The sequence below is a fragment of the Prosthecobacter fluviatilis genome (assembly GCF_055388355.1).
Window position 1 is genome coordinate 5352796 of the sequence record NZ_AP043782.1, and the last position, 17334, is coordinate 5370129.

The window sequence follows — 17334 nt, forward strand, 5'->3', positions numbered from 1 at the left end:
TTAGCGGCTTTGTGAACCTGGCTGCGCATGATGACTGTGGATGTGTTTCGCAAACATCGCTGTTCATGCCATGCAGTCATTCCCCGCAGATGCGGGGACTCTGGCAGTCTCTTGACAGAGGCTCCTGCTCTTAGCGTGAAGACGGGGCTTTGCGTGGAATCAGACGAAGTCGATGAATGAGGAGGCTGGCTTCAGGCTCACCTGCAGCCAGAAACAAAACCAGCTGATGAACATCTGTGCAGCCGGTGGATTGTGGCCATTCAATTTGGATCTGCTGACGCCCTGGTGCGATCCATCCTCCTGCCCGAAGACGGGGGCCTGTCTTGCTCTTCAGATCAAGGCGCAGCCCCAATTCGACTTTGTCCGATGCTTGCAGGGTCGCATCAATCTCCAAGCGATCAAAAGAACTCCAATCACGATTGCAGGCGTCCAGGTGCGCGCTGGCCGGTTTTTGGCGTGTGCGCGTCAGAAGCATTGACGCATCCTGCGCGTTACGCTCGCTCGTAGATGCTGAGTCCAGTGACCAAAAAAAACCTCCGTTGCCCGTCTGGAGATCCATCAATTCAGGAAACAGCCTGTCAGCCGCGTGCTTTGCCATCAGCACCCGTGTGAACCAACTCAGCGGAGAGTACATAAGCAGGACAACAGCCACAGCACGCATGATTGTTCGCCATAAGGGTAGTCGAATGATGGAGCCGCCGATCCATAGCGAAGCTGCCGCAATGCCTGTGACGCCCCACATGAAATCCCCGAAGTCTCCCGTGCGATGAAACCATGGTTGAATGATTTCGGCAATGGCAGCCAAAAAAACTGATGACAAAGAGGCCCGGAACATGCTGCCCCAGCTGCCGGTGCTGGAGTTTCTGAACAGCCTTTCCAAGGCAAGACAGCAGATGCCCATCAGCGGAGCGTGCAGGCGGTTAATGCACTCACCTCTCCAGCCAGCAGACCAGCCCCCCGGCAGCGGAAGCAGCAATGATATCCCACCTGTGACAAGCAGCAGGAGCGGAATCAGAAAACGTTGAAATGGAAGCTTCAAGTCGGAGCGGCGGATGGGTTAAATAGGCGTGAGTGATTATATCCCTGTGAATTTTATGCCGCACGTGTTGCAGAAAGCAGCAATGCGACTCTAAACTGCGATGTGAATACGATCCTGAAAACTTTGCTGCTATTTACTCAGCCTCTTTTTTTAGTCTGGCTCTTTCTGGGAATTTGGCTGCTAAGACTGCTGTGGAACCGAAATAATGTTCATAGGTGGATGCCGGTCGTTGCCTGGCTGTTGCTCACGGCCTTTTCATGCACTCCGATAGCCGCTGTGCTTTTGGCGGATCTTGAAAATCGCGTTCCCAGAGTCCAAATGAACACGTTGCCGGAGGCAGATGCGATCTTATGTCTTGGTGGAGGAGTTGAGCCTTCGTTGTCAGAGCCCACAGGATTTCATCTGAAAGTCGGCGCAGACCGACTGAGCACCGCCCTCATGCTTGCGTCTGCGAAAAAGGCTCCTCTGCTGATTCTTGGAGGCGGTGGGTATCCCCAAGAGCGGCGAACTTTTTCTGAGGCTGATGCGATTCGTGACCACCTCACAGCCCATGTGCCGCTCAGCATACAGCTGCACAGCATCGGGGTATGCAGTGATACACACGATGAAGCGCTCAAAGCGGCCGAGGTGATGAAGAAGCGTGGACTGAAGCGGCTTTTGCTCGTCACCAGCGCAAGTCACATGCCACGCGCCATCGCGGTCTTCAGCAAGACGGAAGTCCAGGTGACCCCTGTCCCATGCAACTACCTGAGCAGCCTCAATAACGTCGGTGATTTTCGCTGGCTGCATTGGCCCAGCCATCATGGGTTTGAGCTTTTCACGATGTGGGCACATGAGATCATCGGCCATTATGTGTATCTTTGGCGCGGCTGGATTTGAAAAGGAAGTGCCGGATCATGGGTGATTGTGCATGCATGTTACGTTCCTCATCATAATGAAACTCTTGTCACATATCAGGCTGCTGGCAGACCACTGCGCCTTTTTGTGCATGAGCGTCGCACACAAATGGTCACGGTCTGCAAGAAAAACCAGGCGTGAAGAGGCCTGCTTGATTGTGCACATTGGGCATCACTTTTGGGGGGCGGGCAATGTAGGGGATGACTTGATGCTCGCCGGATTTCTCTCCGAGCTGCGCAAGGCAGAAGTTCCTGTGCGGTTAACCTGCTGTGTGCCTGCACACCATGAACATCTCAGGATCCTGCATCCCGAGGTTGAGTGGAAGCCTTACGCGATGGCGGGGCGTTGGCGAGCCATCAGTGAAGCTGACTGCTGGCTCGGACTGGGAGGGACTCCATTTCAGGTGGACTCTGGCGACTGGCTGGAGCGGCATCTGGACGTAGAGCGTGAAATTTGTGAATGCCTGAACAAGCCCATGTATTTTCTTGGGGTGGGCGTGGGTAATGCCGAAGCGCTGCAAAGGCCGAAATACAAACGATTGATCAATGTGGCCAAGCATTTCTGGGGACGGGATGAAATGTCCACGGCCTTGCTGGCTGAGGCCTCGGGTGGAAAAGCATCGCTGGCAGCTGACATGGCCAACCTTTTTTTTAGCCAGCACAGACCTCTCCATATGGAACGGTCTATTGGCTGCCTTCTGCATTTCGAAGACCGGTCTCATTTTTCTTTGGAGGCCTTCTGCGATCTGTTTGAGCGCCATTCTGATCAGAGCCGTTTATGGCTGATCCAGGAATCAAGGCACCTTCGATGGTCTGAAAAAGCATTATGGCAGGAGCTGCCTGCTGCTGTGCAGGCTGAGATGCGCTTATCTCAACCCGAGTGGGCTGCTCAAAATATGAATGAGCTTTTGAACTGCTGGGGCATGCCAGAGGTGCTGATCAGCAGTCGCTACCATGGCGCGCTGATGGCTGCATGGAGTGGGTCCAGGGTGGTCATCATTGCCAGGAACGGGAAGCTGGCGGGTCTGGCTCGTCAGCTGGGCCTTCTGTCGGTTGCAAAGCTGAGCGACCCAAGCGCTTTGAGCGAAGCGATAAGCCGTTCGAAAGCTGTATCCACGGAGAGCCTCATGAAGTTGGCCCGCATGGCATCTAACTCAGTTAAAGAATGGCTGCAGCAAATGTTCAGTCAAATAGCGCACCCAGCGTATGATCGCCACATTTAGATTTTGGATCTATCTATTGGCGCTGAAAATGGCAGCGCTGGCAGGTGCGTTGGTGAGGCGGCCTCGTCGTCACTATCGTCTGGCAATCCTCAAGCTGGACCGGCTGGGGGATGCCGTGCTGTCTCTGGGGGCGGTGAAGCATTTGGCAGCCGGCCTGCCTGCAGAGGAGGTGCTGCTCGTGGTCTCCCCGATTGCCGAACCGTTGTTTCGCGAGGAATTTCCCAATACGCCGCTGTTGGTGCTGCCTGCCTTTTGTGGGCACTTCTGCCCTGACTTCCTGCGTTTTTTATGGCTGCATAGCGCGCAGCTTTGCGCGTTGGATGTGGATTCGCTGGTCTGTCTGCGGCATCAGCCCTCAGACTACCTGCACGCCATTGCCTGTTTGATTCAGCCAAAGTGCAGCCATGCTTCCACATGGGAAAAGCCGCGAAGTTCCCTGTGTCTGGCTTTTCCTGCGGCGACACAGACGCCTTATCCAAAAATTCGCGAGGAAGTCTGCCTTGAGCTCGAAGCTCATCGACGAGTGCTGGGGAATGCTCTGGGCAAAGAAGTCATGATGAAAGAGATCATGCCTTCAATCTCCTGCGTGACACCGCGCATGGGTGAGACGCTTGTAGTTTGTCCACAGGCAGGCAGCGACATCAGGGAGTATCCCCCGGCATTGCTCGCTGAAGCTTTGCGATTGTTTCTGAAGACCAACTCAATGCCAGTGCACTTTTGTGTCCCACCCGGAGCGCATGCGGGGATATGGCAGCGGGCTATGGATGCATCAGGGGTGGCTGTCGCAGCCTGGCTTACACCTGCCACTTTTAAAGAACTGCTGATTCTTCTCGCGGGTGCGCGTCTTGTCATGGCTCCAGAATCGGGTCCGGCCCATCTTGCTACCGCGATGAACAAGCCAGGGGTCTTTATTCTGGGGGGCGGGCATTATGGCATGTTTGCTCCCTGGCAAAAAAGCAGGCTTCAGATATGGCTCAACCACGCCATGAGATGCGATCAATGCAACTGGGAATGCATCCAAGCAGCACCCTACTGCATCACCCGAATCGCACCGGCTGACATTGCCGCCGCCTTGGTGGAGGTCTACACTGCCTCGGCAATCTGACCTTATGGACCATTGGATCCGGATAGTTATCAAGGCTGGAGAGGCACAGCTAAGCGAGACTAGACTTGATGTGCGCTCCGGTTTGTCAGCTTTAAGGTGATATGTTGGCATGTTGCATTTCCTTGCTTGCGAGCTGACATGCAAGCTCGTATCTGGGAACATGTTAACCTCACCAATTGCACACGGGCAGCATTTGGTTTGGCTCCTTGTTCCTGTGCATAATCGTCGCGACATTACCAGGCGGTGCCTGGTGCATTTGGACAATCTTGGCGTTCGCGGATGGACCCGGGTCATGGTCATTGATGATGGCAGCAATGACGGCACTTGTGAAATGCTGGCGCGGGATTTTTCCTGGGTGCTCACCCTGCGTGGTGACGGAAATCTTTGGTGGGCTGGCGCCATCAGGCTTGGCATGGAAGCGGCGCTGGCTGCTGGAGCTGACTGCATATGCTGGATCAATGATGACAGCCTGCCTGATCAAGGCAGCTTGGAAATGCTGGTGAAAGTCTCTCTCGAACATAAGGCTGTTTGTGGAGGGGTCAGCAGGACTTCGGATGGTGCTTTTGTGTATTCCGGGGGCCTCATCAAGCGCCGCTGGCCACGACATGCGGCAATTGCCCCAAGCCCGAAAGAGTCCCCGATGGCAGTGGAGTGGCTGCATGGCAACATGGTAGCCATTCCTGCATCTGTGTGCGCGCAGATTGAGTTGCCAGACTGTCACTGGATCAAACACAACTTTGCAGACGTCGATTTTACTTTTCGTGCTCACAAGGCCGGTATTCCTGTGCTGCTGGTGCCTTCAGCAACGGGAGTCGCTGAGCGCAACGATACGGCATCTTATTGGTCTTGGGCGGACCCTCGTCTTAAATCGAGGGCTATTTTGCAAGGTTTTGCGAATCCCAAAGTATGGTGGTATGCACCAAGCCTTGTCCGCTTCAAAATATTCCACTTTGGTATCCTTGGTGCCTTGGATTGTGGCTGGCTTTTATGCAAGGCCATGGCAGCCATTATTTTGAAGTATCTGCCCATCCAGAAGTTGACATTCACAAAGCAAAGAATCAGAGATTAATCCAATTCGATGTCCGAAGAATTCAAGACTGGTCAGCATATCCTTTCTGGTTACGAATGGGTGGTTTTTGGGCCCGACTGGGGACGGCATCCTTCAGTCAGCCAGCACTTGTTCAGTGAGTTTCTCGGCTTTAGTCCTGTGTTGTGGGTGGAAACAGTTGGGCTGCGAGAGCCGCAATTGAGCAAGCGAGATCTCATACGCTCGATTCAAAAAATTGTTGATTTCATTTCCGGCAGGCGGCGCCGTTTTGCGTCTGCTCCCAATGGACTGACGGTCATCTGCCCGCCAACCCTGCCTTTTACGAGGATAAGGCTCGTCAGACTCCTCAACGCCTGGCTTGTGCGCCGGGGCGTTGAAATGGCCAGACGACGACTGAATTTGAAGAATCCCACACTTGTAGTCTGCACCCCCTCACAGAGTGATTTTGTAGGGAGCATGGGAGAAGGGGCCAGCATCTACTACTGCTCAGACCAGTACTCCCTTTGGCCCGGGATGAATCAACAGCATGTAGTGCAGATGGAGCGCTCTTTGCTGAAACGTGTGGACGCCATAGTTGCCGTTTCAGATTACCTTGCAGCTCAATTCAAAGAATGTGGCAAACCTGTTTGCACGCTAAAACAGGGGGTGGATCCAGCCCATTTTTCCCGATCTCTGCCAGTGCAACCCACCGGACATTTTGAGATTGTTTATTTTGGAATGATTGACGAGCGGCTTGATCTGGATCTCATCGCCGACATAGCCCGCAAGTTGCCCCAGGCGATCATACGTCTGATTGGTCCAGCCAAGGTCGACTTGAGTAAAATTGCCGGCTTACCCAGCATTCATGTCGAGTCGGCCATACCTTATGAGGATCTGCCCAAGAGCTTGGTGACCACGAATCTTTTCATACTGCCGTTTTTGATGACGGAGCTGGCTCGCAGCTGCAGCCCGCTCAAAATCAAAGAGTATTTGGCATGTGAGCGCCCCGTGATCTCCATGCCGCTACCCGAGGCCGAGATGCTCTCTGAGTTTGTACATGTGGCCAAAAACCAGGCTGCATTCCTGAATGCCGTGGTCGAAGCCAAAGAAGGCAGGCTCTCATTTGATGCGGGCGCAACTCGGCGTTTTATCCAGACTGAGACCTGGCGGGCCAAGGCTGTGGAGTTTTGCAAGTTTGTGCGTGATGTTTGCGCGCAAAAAAGACTACCAACAAATTCCTTCGTACTGCCAAGGGAGGGTGGATAATTCCCTCCAGCCATGAACATCGATCACGATCTGATCAGGATGTGACAGCTCCTGAAGGAGTTCCAGAGAAACGCATTTCTGGGAAACTACGATGACTTCGCTCGACTGCAGCACTTCTTTGGCATCTTGCTTCAAGAGCTGTGCCAGATGAGGCATGCGGGCCTGAATTTGTTGCTCGTTGGCACCAATGAGGCGGGATAGATTGATCTGCGGATCGTAAATGCTGAGTTCGTGGCCTCGCCCCAGGAGGGTCTCGGCGGCTGCCACCATGGGGCTGCCCCGAAGGTCGTCTGTATTCGCCTTGAATGCGAGTCCGAGGAAGCCGATGCGACGTTTTGCCTTGCCCTCAATCAGGCTGACAAAAAGCTCCTGATGGGCTGCGTTTGTTGCCGCAGTGTTTTCAAGCAGCGGCAGGCTGAGGTTTTCCTGACGGGCGAAAGATTTCAAAGCGGAGACATCCTTGGGCAGGCAGGAGCCGCCGAAAGGATTGCCTGGCTTCATATAGTAGCGGGAGATGTTCAGCCGTGTGTCGGAGCACAGCACATCCATGACTCGGGTTCCATCTTCCCCCAAGTGCTTGCAAAGACGGCCGATTTCATTGGCAAAGCCTACTTTCAACGCATGGAAATAATTGCAGGAGTACTTAATCATCTCAGCTCCCTCCCATCCCAAGACGGCTGGCTGGCCTCCCATGATTTCAAACACCTCATTATCTTCAGGCGCTGCACCATCGTGTGTGCCGATGACAACGAGAGAGGGCTCGCGGAAATCTCGAACTGCCGTGCCCTCCCGCAGAAACTCGGGGCAATAATAAACGCGCACCTGGCCGGATGCGAGAAGGTCTGACAGCATGCTGGTCACGAGGGCTCTGGTGCTGCCGGGAAGCATGGTGCTGCGATAGAGCAAGATGTGTCTCTTTTTTGAGCTTCTGATGGCTTCAGCGATCTGCGCAGTGACTTTGTGGACGTATTCGAGATTCAGTTTGCCGGAAGGAAGGGAAGGGGTGCCAACGCAAACAATGCTCACATCTGTGGTCGTCACAGCCCTGTGTACATCCAGCGTGGCTCCCAGCCGATTATCCACTGTCGCACGAGCGAGAAGGTCGTCGATTTCCGGTTCGACGATGGGAGATTTTCCTTTGCCGAAGGACTCAACTTTGGATTCATGCAGATCCACGCCGATGACGTGGTGTCCTTGTTCTGCAAGGCATGCCGAAGTGACTGCACCGACATAACCGAGTCCGAAAACTGAAACATTCATGTGAGGGATTGAGGAAAAGTGAATTGGATAATTCCTTGGGAGAATCTGATGAGTCAAACTGCGCCCGCATGAGGCGGGCGATTAATCTGGAGAGCTGTGGATGGATGAAGGGCTTCTTTGATAGACACGCAGTACACCCGTTTCACCGGGCCTGCGAGTGACCGTTTGTTCAAAGGCAAGCTGCCAGCGATCAGGGGCCAAATTGATTGCAGCGAGCAACTGGCGCTCGTGGGGCTGCTGCCGTTCTGCGGGGGCGGAGAGGTCAACAAAGACCCGTGAAATCCTTAATTTGTCGAGATGGTCGAGCAATTGATCCTGGCTGGCAAACGCAGCCTGATATCCACGTCCCATCCAGTCGCTTGACCCCAGTTCCTTGCTCCCGCGATAGACTCTTAGAGGGGATGGGGAACGTTTTGGGCAGGCAAAAGCAGCCGCCGCTATGACAGCTCCTTCGCCCCGTGGATCTGAGGCGATCAGCCAATAAACGGCCCGACCTTCCTGAGGGGCAGGCAAGGACTTGAGGACCGCAGATCCAAACCCATGCACGTCTTTCGAAGGAATTTCTGAAACCTCCACTGCTCCGAGGACAAAAATGGCGGCAAGTCCTGCTAGACGGCCCCGGCCTAAATATAAGCTTACACGATCTGCCGTCAGCATCGCTCCCACTAACAGTGCAGGGAGGGCGGGCAAAAGATATCTGCCTGCCAGCCCTGCAGGAATCAACAGTATGATCAACAAAGTCCCCACAAGCATCGAGCATAATGTTGCTGACAAAGCCGAATCAGACTGCTGGGCGCGGCTTTTTTTCATAAGCAGCGCCATTCCAATCACGGCGGACAGCGTAAACAGGATGCCGAGCATTCGCGGCAGCTCGTGACTGTAAAAGGTCAATGCCGCAGGGACAAAATCGTGAAGCGGCACATGAATCATGCCTTCGGCGGTGATTTTGGCCGAATACAGCATCCAAGGCCCGGCCAAGATGGCGACAGGCACTGCGGAAAACCACCAGGACACTTTTTTGAGCAGATGCCAGCGACTGCATTGAATTGTAGTCAACGGCGGGATGACACAAAGTGCCATGGCTGATCCCTTGGTAAGAATGGCGGCTGCAGCAAGCAGTCCGAACCCAGCTGACCTGACGAATGAAGGACGGTTAAGATAATCCTTCCATGACATGGCAGCCAGAATGGAGAGCAGGACCATCAGGCCGTCAGACATGACCAGCTGGTTTTGTTTGAGGCTGGCAGGCAGGAGAGTGACCAGCAAGCCTGCCATGAATGCCGCAGGCACCGACATCATCTTGGACGCCAGCCGGTAAGTGAGAGCAGACAGGGCTGCAGACAGAATGCTTTGCAAGATCAGCAAGCTCTGAACGGAGACCCATGGCAGTAGCCACAATCCTGCGAGAATGTAAAATCCCGGCGGGTAGTGCCCCAAGGCGACTTTGGGAAAGTCGGCATAGTATTGGGTGGCGAAACTCATGGGCGACCGGTGCCAGCCATCCGCCAAATAATCACGAACCATCAAACTCGTTACGGCATGAGCGGCTTCGTCCGGATCTCCTCCCAAGTCGGAGCTCCAGCCGCCTTGTCGTGCTACGAATGTCAGATTCAGCGCCAGGCTTATCAAAAAAACCAGCCAAGTGCAGCGCCGCCTCAGAGGATTTTGCGTCATGGGAGTGACGTCCATAGTGCTAGTGAGGGGCTTTCTGTGCCAGGATGAGGTACTGGCCACCCAGCGGGAGCTTGCACAAGGCGGGTTCGAGTGATCTGAGCGCGGCTAGAAATCCAGGGAAAACAAACAAATAGTCGGTCGCCAGAATGTTAAATCCACCCTCCTGCAGAAGACGTCGTGCTTGAGACGGAAACAGCATCTGCGCATCCTTGTCGAAAGGCACCCGGCTCATGACCCAATGTACTGCGGGATTCCATCGGTTATTCTCCCAGAAGGCAAAGACTCCACCCGGCTTGAGGCTTCTCCAGATCAGGCGGACTGCAGCCTGACGCTCTGCAGGCAGGATGTGATGAAAAACGCCATTGCAAAAAGCGAGGTCAAATTTTTCGCTCGGCACCTCCCCGGCTTCTGCTGTGAATGATGCGGCGGGCCATGTGACCGTCTGCTGCGCTTGCTTGATCGAGTCTGAGGATGGATCATACCCCATGTATTCCAATACTCCGAGACCATCCCTGAGAAAGGTGGCAGAGGTGCCCGTGCCACAACCAAAATCGAGGCATGAATTGGTTGCCTTTCCGTGTTCCTGAAGCTTTTGCTTCATCCACCTCACACGTCCGTCCGCATAATACTCCTTTGTTTCACCGGTGAGTGAAAGGCCTTGTTGCAGCGCCGAATCATAATTGGCCGCGTAGGCATCGAATTCAGTGCTGTTGTGCCCATGTTCCATAGAACGCCTCTCTAGCATAAAGAGGCAGCAGCGCCAGCGGTGACTGACTCTAAATTCACCGTGTGGCCGGAGGCGACGGCCGAATAGAGAGACTCATATTTTGCCAGCATGGAGGTCATGGAGTAATGCTTGCAGACGTGTTCACGGCCAGCCTTTCCGATGGACAGAAGTTTTTGCATGTCTGTACCCGCAATGCCGAGCAGCGCCTCTCTGAGCCTGTCCACTGTCGAATAATCTCTGATCCACCCGTGCTCTTCGTCATGGGCTACCTCCTTGGCGCCACATGCCTGATTTGCCAGAACGGGCAGGCCGCAGGCCATGCCCTCAAGAACGGCATTGGGCAAGCCTTCAAAAGAGGAGGCCACAACAAGAGCGTCTGCCGCCTGATAATACGGAAGGGGGTCTTGCTGGAAGCCAGCCCAGTGAATGGCATCTCTCGCCCTGCTCTTTTCCATCTGACTGAGAACATGGTCCTTCTCGGCCCCGCCATCTCCGACCAGCAACAGGCGGAGTTGTGGAGCGGAGGCGTGCGCTTGTTCAAACGCTTGGAGGAGGTCTGCATGCCGCTTGGTATCCCCAAAACGTGCGACTTTTACCAGCCAGAGCCCTTCCGGAGCCAGGCCAAGTTTCTGTCGCAGTGCCGCCTTGTTTTCTGTGGCAGGGCGAAAATGACCGGAGTCTACCCCATTGGTGAGGACTGTCTGCCAGGCATGGCGGTGCCCCATGCGTTTCATCTGGTCCATTTGCTGGCCAGCCACGGTAAAAACACAGTGACAAGCCCGATAAAGCAGTTTGCGCTGCCTTTGGCGTTTCTGGCTGAGGTCCTCCTTGCCCCAAAGTATGTGCTCCGAGTGCACAATCCGTGGGTGCTTGTGGGGGAGTCTTGCCAAAGAGGAATAAATGAGCCCACCCAGGTGGTGGGTGTGAACCACGTCAAAATCCCCCCTACGAATCAGCTTTCTCAGCTTTGCAATGGTGTTGAGGGAAAAGCCTGGTGGCTTTTGCAGCACGCTGACCTCCACATCCGGGTGCAACCTGGAAGCGAAAGGACCGCTGGCGCTCAGACAACAAACTGTGACTGAGGCCCCCCTTGCCTGGAGATGATTGCATACCCGCACCATGATGTTTTCCATGCCTCCGGGACAGAGGCTGTCCACGATCTGGAGAAGACGGACGCGTGAGGTGGGGATGGTCATGTATTGGAATGGTGACAAGCTTGCCTCTGCTCCGTTAGGGCTGCAAAACTATTTGTCATACGTTTCGTTTTCATTTCCGAGTGGCATGGGGAATGTTGCAAGGGAGGGGGGGACGCTCTGCTTGCCAGGCTCCAAGTGCGCGCCATATTTCTCGCTTTGACTGTCAGACTTCAATGATATCCATCATCATTCCTTGTTACAATTACGCTCACTACCTCGCAGATGCTGTTGAGTCGGCTATTCAGCAGAGGCAGGATGGGTTTCAGGTGGAAGTTCTCGTGATGGACGACGGTTCGACTGATGAGACATCACGAGTTGCAACTGGTTTTGGAGATGCCATACGCTACGTCAAGCAGGCAAATGCCGGCCTGTCAGCTACTCGCAATCAGGGCATGCGCATCGCGGCGAATGACCTGGTGGTTTTTTTGGACGCTGATGATGTTTTTCTGCCCGGAGCGGTGAAGGCATTGTGGGAGGCCTGGCAGCAGGCACCTCGGGGGCTGGCCGTCATGGCTGGCAGGGAGGTGGTGGTGGACGCCCAAATGCACCCTAAAGGGCCTCAGGCGCAGGAAGAAACGGGACAGATTCAGGAATTCTCCGCCTACGATCTTGTAGTCAGAAACCGTTTCGCACCAGCTGTGCTTGCAGACAAGCGTGTGCTTTTGGAACTTGGCGGCTTCGAATCCGGGCTCCGTGCTTCTGAAGACCGTGACATGTGGATCCGCGTAGCAGCACGCCATCGAGTTGCGAAACTGGATAAAATTATCCTGTGGAAGCGCGACCATGGTGGAAACATGTCGCGTGCCGCTCATCGACAGACCGAGTGCATACGCCAGGTGATTGCCAGAGCAGCCGCAAACACCGATCTGAAGCTTAATTCGCGCGACTTGCGCACGGCTGTGGCAGTCTGTTGGTACCAGTCAGCTCTGATGTTTGCAGAGGGGGGGCAGTTTGGCATGGCGGCGTGGCGGATGTTATGTTCAATCGCGACAGCACCTTTGATTTCCAGCAAGCAGACCTCGATTGCATTTTTCAGCCGATCCCGAGCTGTGGCAAGGCTGGCACTTGCTTCGCTCCGCAACCAATGGGTGTTATCTTCATGCAGAAAGACTTCTTTAACCTGCCACGGCAATCCATGAAGGTTTGTACTTGTGGTGACCTAGGCCAGCCTCTCCTGACAGGCGTTTTGGGCAAGCTCTTCATGTGATTTCGAGAATGAACTTTCTCAAGCGCCTCCAAATGCTCGCTCTGCTGCGTCTCAAGGACAACATTCGATATTCGCGGACGTTGCGGCACTTGAATGCACTGCGTCTCTATGCCCAGTCACGGATTTCTTCCGATAAGCGGGCGGCGGTTCATGCCTGTCGTGCCCTGGGTTTTAGTGAGTTGTCCAGCTTGGACCAGCGTCTTTCACATTCCCTTAGGCCTTGGATTGACCTGCCGCCTGAAGACGGCTTCTGGGAAAATGTCATCCGCGCTTCTCATCCACGCTATGACGCTCCCTTGCGTCGCGAGCCGGGGTTGACGCGCTCGGTGCTGCTCAAGTCTCCCGCAGGCAGTGGGGAAAAGGGAGTGCTTCTGATGCTTTTCGAATACAACTGGGCACGTCTCGTACTCGGACTCACTCCGGAGGAATTTGCGTGGCTCGACGAGCATTACGATCTGGTGCTCTCCACAAGCTGGTCTCCAACTGACTATGCGGCGTTAGGACTGATCCTGTCTCGGACCTCTGGGCCAGTGTTTGTGCAGGCCTGTAATTTTCAGGAGGTGCCCAAGATTGCCGGATTGCATCCGCGTGTGCGTCTTCTGGAAAGCCTTGGCTGTGATTGGATCAATCCTGACCTTTACCCGCCTTCTTCCGAGCAGCGGACTATTGACTTTCTCATGATTGCAAACTGGGGGGAGTTCAAAAGGCACTGGGACTTTTTTCGTGCGCTGTCTCGCATGCCTGCCAACTTGCGCGTGGTGCTGGTAGGGCAGGCTGAGGGGGGAAGAGATGCGGAATTCATCCGTCGCCAAGCTCGCCTTTTTGGCGTCCCTCAGGCGCTGGAGGTTTATCAGTCCCTGCCTATTGATGAAGTCGCACGGCTGCAGTCGCAAGCACGCGTGGCGCTGATCTTCAGCAGGCGTGAGGGGTGCTGTGTGGCCTTTGTGGAAGCAATGTTCGCTGGCTGCGCTGTGGGCATTCGTGCAGACGCGCATGTGGGGCCTCTGGCCTACGTCAATCAAAGCACCGGTCTGCGATTGAGGCCCGGGCATCTGCCGGAGGATCTGATGAGGCTGCATGAGATTGCCGCTACGGCGCAGCCTGCGGCCTGGGCTCAGGAGCATATCTCCTGTTATCAGTCCCACATGAAACTCAACCGGCTGATGAAACAGAGCAGCCTTGAACGCGGACTGCCATGGACCCAGGATATTGCCTTGCCTCATTGGCGTCCTTATCCTGCCCATGCCCGCCGGGAAGAGGCGGCCGCGCTGATGCCCGCTTACCGTGATTTGCATGAGAGATTTCCCCGGGTGTTCGGAAATGAGTTTTTTGATCAGGTGAATCGAATTCTCTGAATTATTGACCTATCTTCATGACGGCCCCCGCCAACTCACGTTCGTTGAAGCACATACTCTGGTCCACATCACTGCTCGGCATGATGGATCATGTGCTGCGCAGTCTTTCGGTTTTTATAGTCTCACCGCTCCTGATAGGAGGACTTGGGCAGGAAAATTATGGTGTGTGGGTGCTGCTGGTATCTTGGGTCGGCTTGCTTGAAATGCTGGACCTTGGGATGGGAAATACGGCGGCCCGTTATCTCTCGTCGTCTGTCAGCCGGCACAACGCTGAAGAAACTGCATCCTTGGTTGGTTTTTTCCGGAAACATTACCGTCGTGTGGGCTGGGGCGTTTGTTTGCTGGCCATGGTAGGCAGCATCATTTTGCATCTGGTTTGGCCGGCAGCACATCAGAGCAATCCCGCTCTGATGTTTTTGGTGCTCGGTCTTGCGCAAGGGGGAGTGATGCGTTTTCGAGTGTATTCCGCCTTGCTGAAAGGACATCTCAGATATCAAACGATCATATTGGCAGGCTCGGCCAGAGTCGTAGGCTTTGCAGCAGGGCTGTTTTGTCTAAATGCCTCGGGAATTACTTTGCTGGGCACACTGACGCTTCACGTGAGTCTGCTGATCGGTGAACAAATGATTTTCTATATCAAAGGACGCAGGCTGATCCCTCAGGCCGAACCTTTGGCCATGGTGCATTCCAAACAGCGTGAGATCATGGGGTATGCCGGAAAAAACGTGGCTGCGACCGTGGCTCAGCTGCTGAGGGAGAGGATAGACACTCAAATTCTCGCTGCTTTTCTATCGCTGTCTTCGGTGACCCAGTATGCGGTCGGAGTCAGGCTGCCAAACCTAGCCATGGATATTTCCAATTCGTTGTTCGGCGGCCACCTCGTGGCGGGGTTCACCGCTGCCGCCGGGCGAAAATCGCCTGAAGAACTGACTGCTGACCTTCTCAAGGTGCTGCGTTTGAGTGCATGGGTGGGGCTTACAGGCTGTTTGCTTCTTTTTGTGTTCGGCCCGGCCTTTATCATTCGCTGGCTGGGGACGGAGTTCGGACCGGCGGGCAAAGTGTTGCGCGTGCTTGTGCCCGGGATTGCGCTGACAGTCATGCAATACCCTGCCTACTCCCTGCTTCCTGCGCTCAACAGGCATGGGCGCCTGGTGTTGCAATATCTGATCACATCCGGCATCAATTTTGTGGTCAGTGTGATCTTGGTGCAGCGAATTGGCCTGACCGGGGTGGTCTGGGGTACCATGTTTGAACTGGTCCTTCAGGGTTGCGTGGGCATGCCGTTGCTGATCGCAGGCGCTCTGCCTGTCTCCGGAGGCAAATACCTCTGGCATGCTGTGGTCCGGCCTTTGCTCGTGTATGGTGTGCTGCTGGCTCCTCTGTCCTTGTGGTGGCTGGAGAGTTATCAGCCACGCAGCTACGTGGAGATCGGCCTTGGTGTCTGTGGTCTTGGCAGTATTTACCTTCTAACCGGCTTTCTTTTAATTCTCCAGAAGGCCGACCGTCGTTTCATTTGGGGGAGGCTGCGTGCAACGGTTGGTTTTGACAAATCCAGCGAGTAATCAGGAGACGCTATTCCGGGCAGGGGCATACTGCACGGAGAAGGGGAATTCGATTGACTTGACGCATGGCTGGGGCAACGAAGCAGCCTGAGTCGATGACATCCGCAGATCAACAGTTCAGTGTCGATGGTGCCAGCGCGTGTTTTGCCACGCTCGCCTTTGGGCGGGACTACAGATACCATGCAGAGCGGCTGGCTCTTGATTTTGCAGTGCACGCCTCGCATTTCCCTCTTGTGATGCTTGTTGACCGGCCGCAGGACATCATGCCAAGACCCAATCTCCGGACGCTGCTCTACAGGCCTGAAGGAGCATTGCGTCGTTACCACGACAAACGTTTGCTCGTTCGTGCGGGGCTCGATGCTGGATACGCGACTGTTGTGGTGATTGATGCCAACAGCCGGTTGGTTGAGAAACTGCCAGACATGCTTGAACTCAGGAAAGGTGTAAATGCATTCATCACGCAGCCGGTCCTGGAACATTTGCGCGAAGAGGAGGCGGCCGCTTCAACAAGAAAAAGGTTTGCATCTACGGCCCATCAACGGCGTTGCCTGGAACGTGCAGCCCAAAGTCTGGGGCTTTCTTTGGAAAATGTTACATTCATCCAGGAGTCCATTTATGCGCTGCATGGTCCGGAGGATATTCTTAGACAGTTTGTGGAATGCTGGGGGCGGCTGGGACACTTCATGGATTATCATGGCCTGGCATGGTCTGAGGGGTTCGCGATTGGTCTGGCCGCTGCTGCCGTTGGGCTTGATGTTCACGAAAACCGCTTTCTGCCAATGAATTGCTTTTATAAGCATCGGCTGCATGGCGCGGCTTTGGCCCGAGGTCAGCTAGAAGCGCCCCGTGTGTTACAGGCGCAGGAGGACGCCCGGCTGCTGGCTCGCTTCATGCGCAGACACCCCTTGAACAGTCGTCTGCGCTCGCTGTACTCTACTGCAAGCATGGCCGCTCGCTGGGCGGCTTGCCGAATGTCAGGCGAGCCCCGTTTGCTATCGTAACATCAATGACCTCCCTTTACGCATCCACCGCCCAGAAGCTGCGTGCTTTCAGGCACCTCGCGAAGCTTACTTCATGGAGTGACGCATTGCGTTTCACCTTGGCCCGCCTGCGCGGATCTCCTGAGGTGAAGCTTCATCTTAAACATCCTGCATGCCAGATCACGCTGCGGCCGCGCAACAGTGATTTTGATGTTTTGCTGCAGACGTTTGTAAGCGGTGGCTGTGATGTGCGCGCCTTGGTTTCGGGGGCTCGCCGCATCATCGATGGCGGGGCCAACATCGGACTTACAGCCATCCAATTTGCCAGTCACTTTCCTGAAGCAACCATCATAGCTGTCGAGCCTGAACCCGCCAATTTTGATCTGCTAGTTCGAAATACATCTGCCTTTCCCCGTGTGCGGCCGTTGCAGGCGGCCATTTGGCCGCGGAGCGCGAATCTTTCTGTGGGACAGGCGCCTGAAGATGGACGCTCATGGTCTTTCCAGACTCATGAAGCGTTGGAAAGCGAAGCTGGAGTGACGTGCCCGGCTGTTCCTATTGACGAACTTGTTTCCGTGTCCAATCCCTGTGATGTTCTCAAGCTTGATATCGAAGGCGCTGAATGGCCGCTTTTGGAGCAGACGGATTTGTCCTGGATGGGGCATGCCTCATTGCTGGTTTTGGAACTCCACGGGGAAGACAAGGACGCCCGGCTTCAGCGTGCATTGGGCGGACGCTCGTCCAACATGTCGTATCAGCATGAAAAGGTCATCTTGCGGCCCCTGGTTGCCAGTGCGACTTGATTCAACCCGGCGTA

The 17334-nt window shown here is 54.8% G+C and carries 15 protein-coding genes; 10 read left to right on the plus strand and 5 right to left on the minus strand.

What is annotated here, in order from left to right; all coding sequences use genetic code 11:
* Window positions 1-130: 130 nt before the first annotated feature.
* Entirely contained in the window at window positions 131-1039 is a 909-nt protein-coding gene (locus ACZ5WW_RS20955) for a hypothetical protein (RefSeq protein ID WP_377162513.1), read from the minus strand.
* Between the two features lie 102 nt (window positions 1040-1141).
* Between ACZ5WW_RS20955 and ACZ5WW_RS20960 the strand changes: the two genes are divergently transcribed.
* The 5 genes from ACZ5WW_RS20960 (at window position 1142) to ACZ5WW_RS20980 (ending at window position 6556) form a co-directional block, all read left to right on the plus strand.
* On the plus strand, window positions 1142-1918 hold the full coding sequence (locus ACZ5WW_RS20960; RefSeq protein ID WP_377162515.1) for a YdcF family protein: 777 nt from the start codon (window positions 1142-1144) through the stop codon (window positions 1916-1918).
* A gap of 55 nt (window positions 1919-1973) precedes the next feature.
* Window positions 1974-3158: a polysaccharide pyruvyl transferase family protein gene (locus ACZ5WW_RS20965; RefSeq protein ID WP_377162517.1), complete on the plus strand. Its 1185-nt coding sequence runs from the start codon at window positions 1974-1976 to the stop codon at window positions 3156-3158.
* Window positions 3142-4263 carry a glycosyltransferase family 9 protein gene (locus ACZ5WW_RS20970; protein WP_377162519.1) on the plus strand — a complete coding sequence of 374 codons (1122 nt, stop codon included), beginning with the start codon at window positions 3142-3144 and terminating at the stop codon, window positions 4261-4263. Before ACZ5WW_RS20965 ends, ACZ5WW_RS20970 begins: the two co-directional genes overlap by 17 nt.
* Window positions 4264-4423: 160 nt before the next feature.
* Window positions 4424-5332 carry a glycosyltransferase family 2 protein gene (locus ACZ5WW_RS20975; protein ID WP_377162521.1) on the plus strand — a complete coding sequence of 303 codons (909 nt, stop codon included), beginning with the start codon at window positions 4424-4426 and terminating at the stop codon, window positions 5330-5332.
* A gap of 9 nt (window positions 5333-5341) precedes the next feature.
* Entirely contained in the window at window positions 5342-6556 is a 1215-nt protein-coding gene (locus ACZ5WW_RS20980; RefSeq protein WP_377162523.1) for a glycosyltransferase, read from the plus strand.
* Here the strand turns inward: ACZ5WW_RS20980 and ACZ5WW_RS20985 are convergent.
* From ACZ5WW_RS20985 to ACZ5WW_RS21000, 4 genes are all read right to left on the minus strand, one after another.
* A complete protein-coding gene (locus ACZ5WW_RS20985; protein WP_377162525.1) occupies window positions 6515-7816 on the minus strand; it encodes a nucleotide sugar dehydrogenase in 1302 nt (433 codons plus the stop codon). The genes ACZ5WW_RS20980 and ACZ5WW_RS20985 overlap by 42 nt on opposite strands.
* Before the next feature lie 81 nt (window positions 7817-7897).
* Window positions 7898-9505, minus strand: coding sequence for an ArnT family glycosyltransferase (locus ACZ5WW_RS20990; RefSeq protein ID WP_464694184.1), 1608 nt, complete (start codon window positions 9503-9505; stop codon window positions 7898-7900).
* 4 nt (window positions 9506-9509) lie between these two features.
* Complete coding sequence (locus ACZ5WW_RS20995; protein WP_377162529.1) at window positions 9510-10217, minus strand: class I SAM-dependent methyltransferase; 708 nt, start codon at window positions 10215-10217, stop codon at window positions 9510-9512.
* An 11-nt stretch (window positions 10218-10228) separates the two neighbouring features.
* Complete coding sequence (locus ACZ5WW_RS21000) at window positions 10229-11413, minus strand: glycosyltransferase (RefSeq protein WP_377162531.1); 1185 nt, start codon at window positions 11411-11413, stop codon at window positions 10229-10231.
* Window positions 11414-11586: 173 nt separating this feature from the next.
* Between ACZ5WW_RS21000 and ACZ5WW_RS21005 the strand changes: the two genes are divergently transcribed.
* From ACZ5WW_RS21005 to ACZ5WW_RS21025, 5 genes are all read left to right on the plus strand, one after another.
* The gene (locus ACZ5WW_RS21005; protein ID WP_377162533.1) at window positions 11587-12552 is read left to right on the plus strand and encodes a glycosyltransferase family 2 protein; all 966 of its coding nucleotides are present in this window, start codon (window positions 11587-11589) and stop codon (window positions 12550-12552) included.
* Window positions 12553-12628: 76 nt separating this feature from the next.
* Window positions 12629-13975, plus strand: coding sequence for a glycosyltransferase (locus ACZ5WW_RS21010; RefSeq protein ID WP_377162535.1), 1347 nt, complete (start codon window positions 12629-12631; stop codon window positions 13973-13975).
* A gap of 17 nt (window positions 13976-13992) precedes the next feature.
* Window positions 13993-15537 (plus strand): polysaccharide biosynthesis C-terminal domain-containing protein, encoded by a 1545-nt coding sequence (locus ACZ5WW_RS21015; protein ID WP_377162537.1) that lies wholly within the window; start codon window positions 13993-13995, stop codon window positions 15535-15537.
* A gap of 95 nt (window positions 15538-15632) precedes the next feature.
* Entirely contained in the window at window positions 15633-16538 is a 906-nt protein-coding gene (locus ACZ5WW_RS21020) for a hypothetical protein (RefSeq protein WP_377162539.1), read from the plus strand.
* A gap of 5 nt (window positions 16539-16543) precedes the next feature.
* The gene (locus tag ACZ5WW_RS21025; protein WP_377162541.1) at window positions 16544-17320 is read left to right on the plus strand and encodes an FkbM family methyltransferase; all 777 of its coding nucleotides are present in this window, start codon (window positions 16544-16546) and stop codon (window positions 17318-17320) included.
* Window positions 17321-17334: the final 14 nt, after the last annotated feature.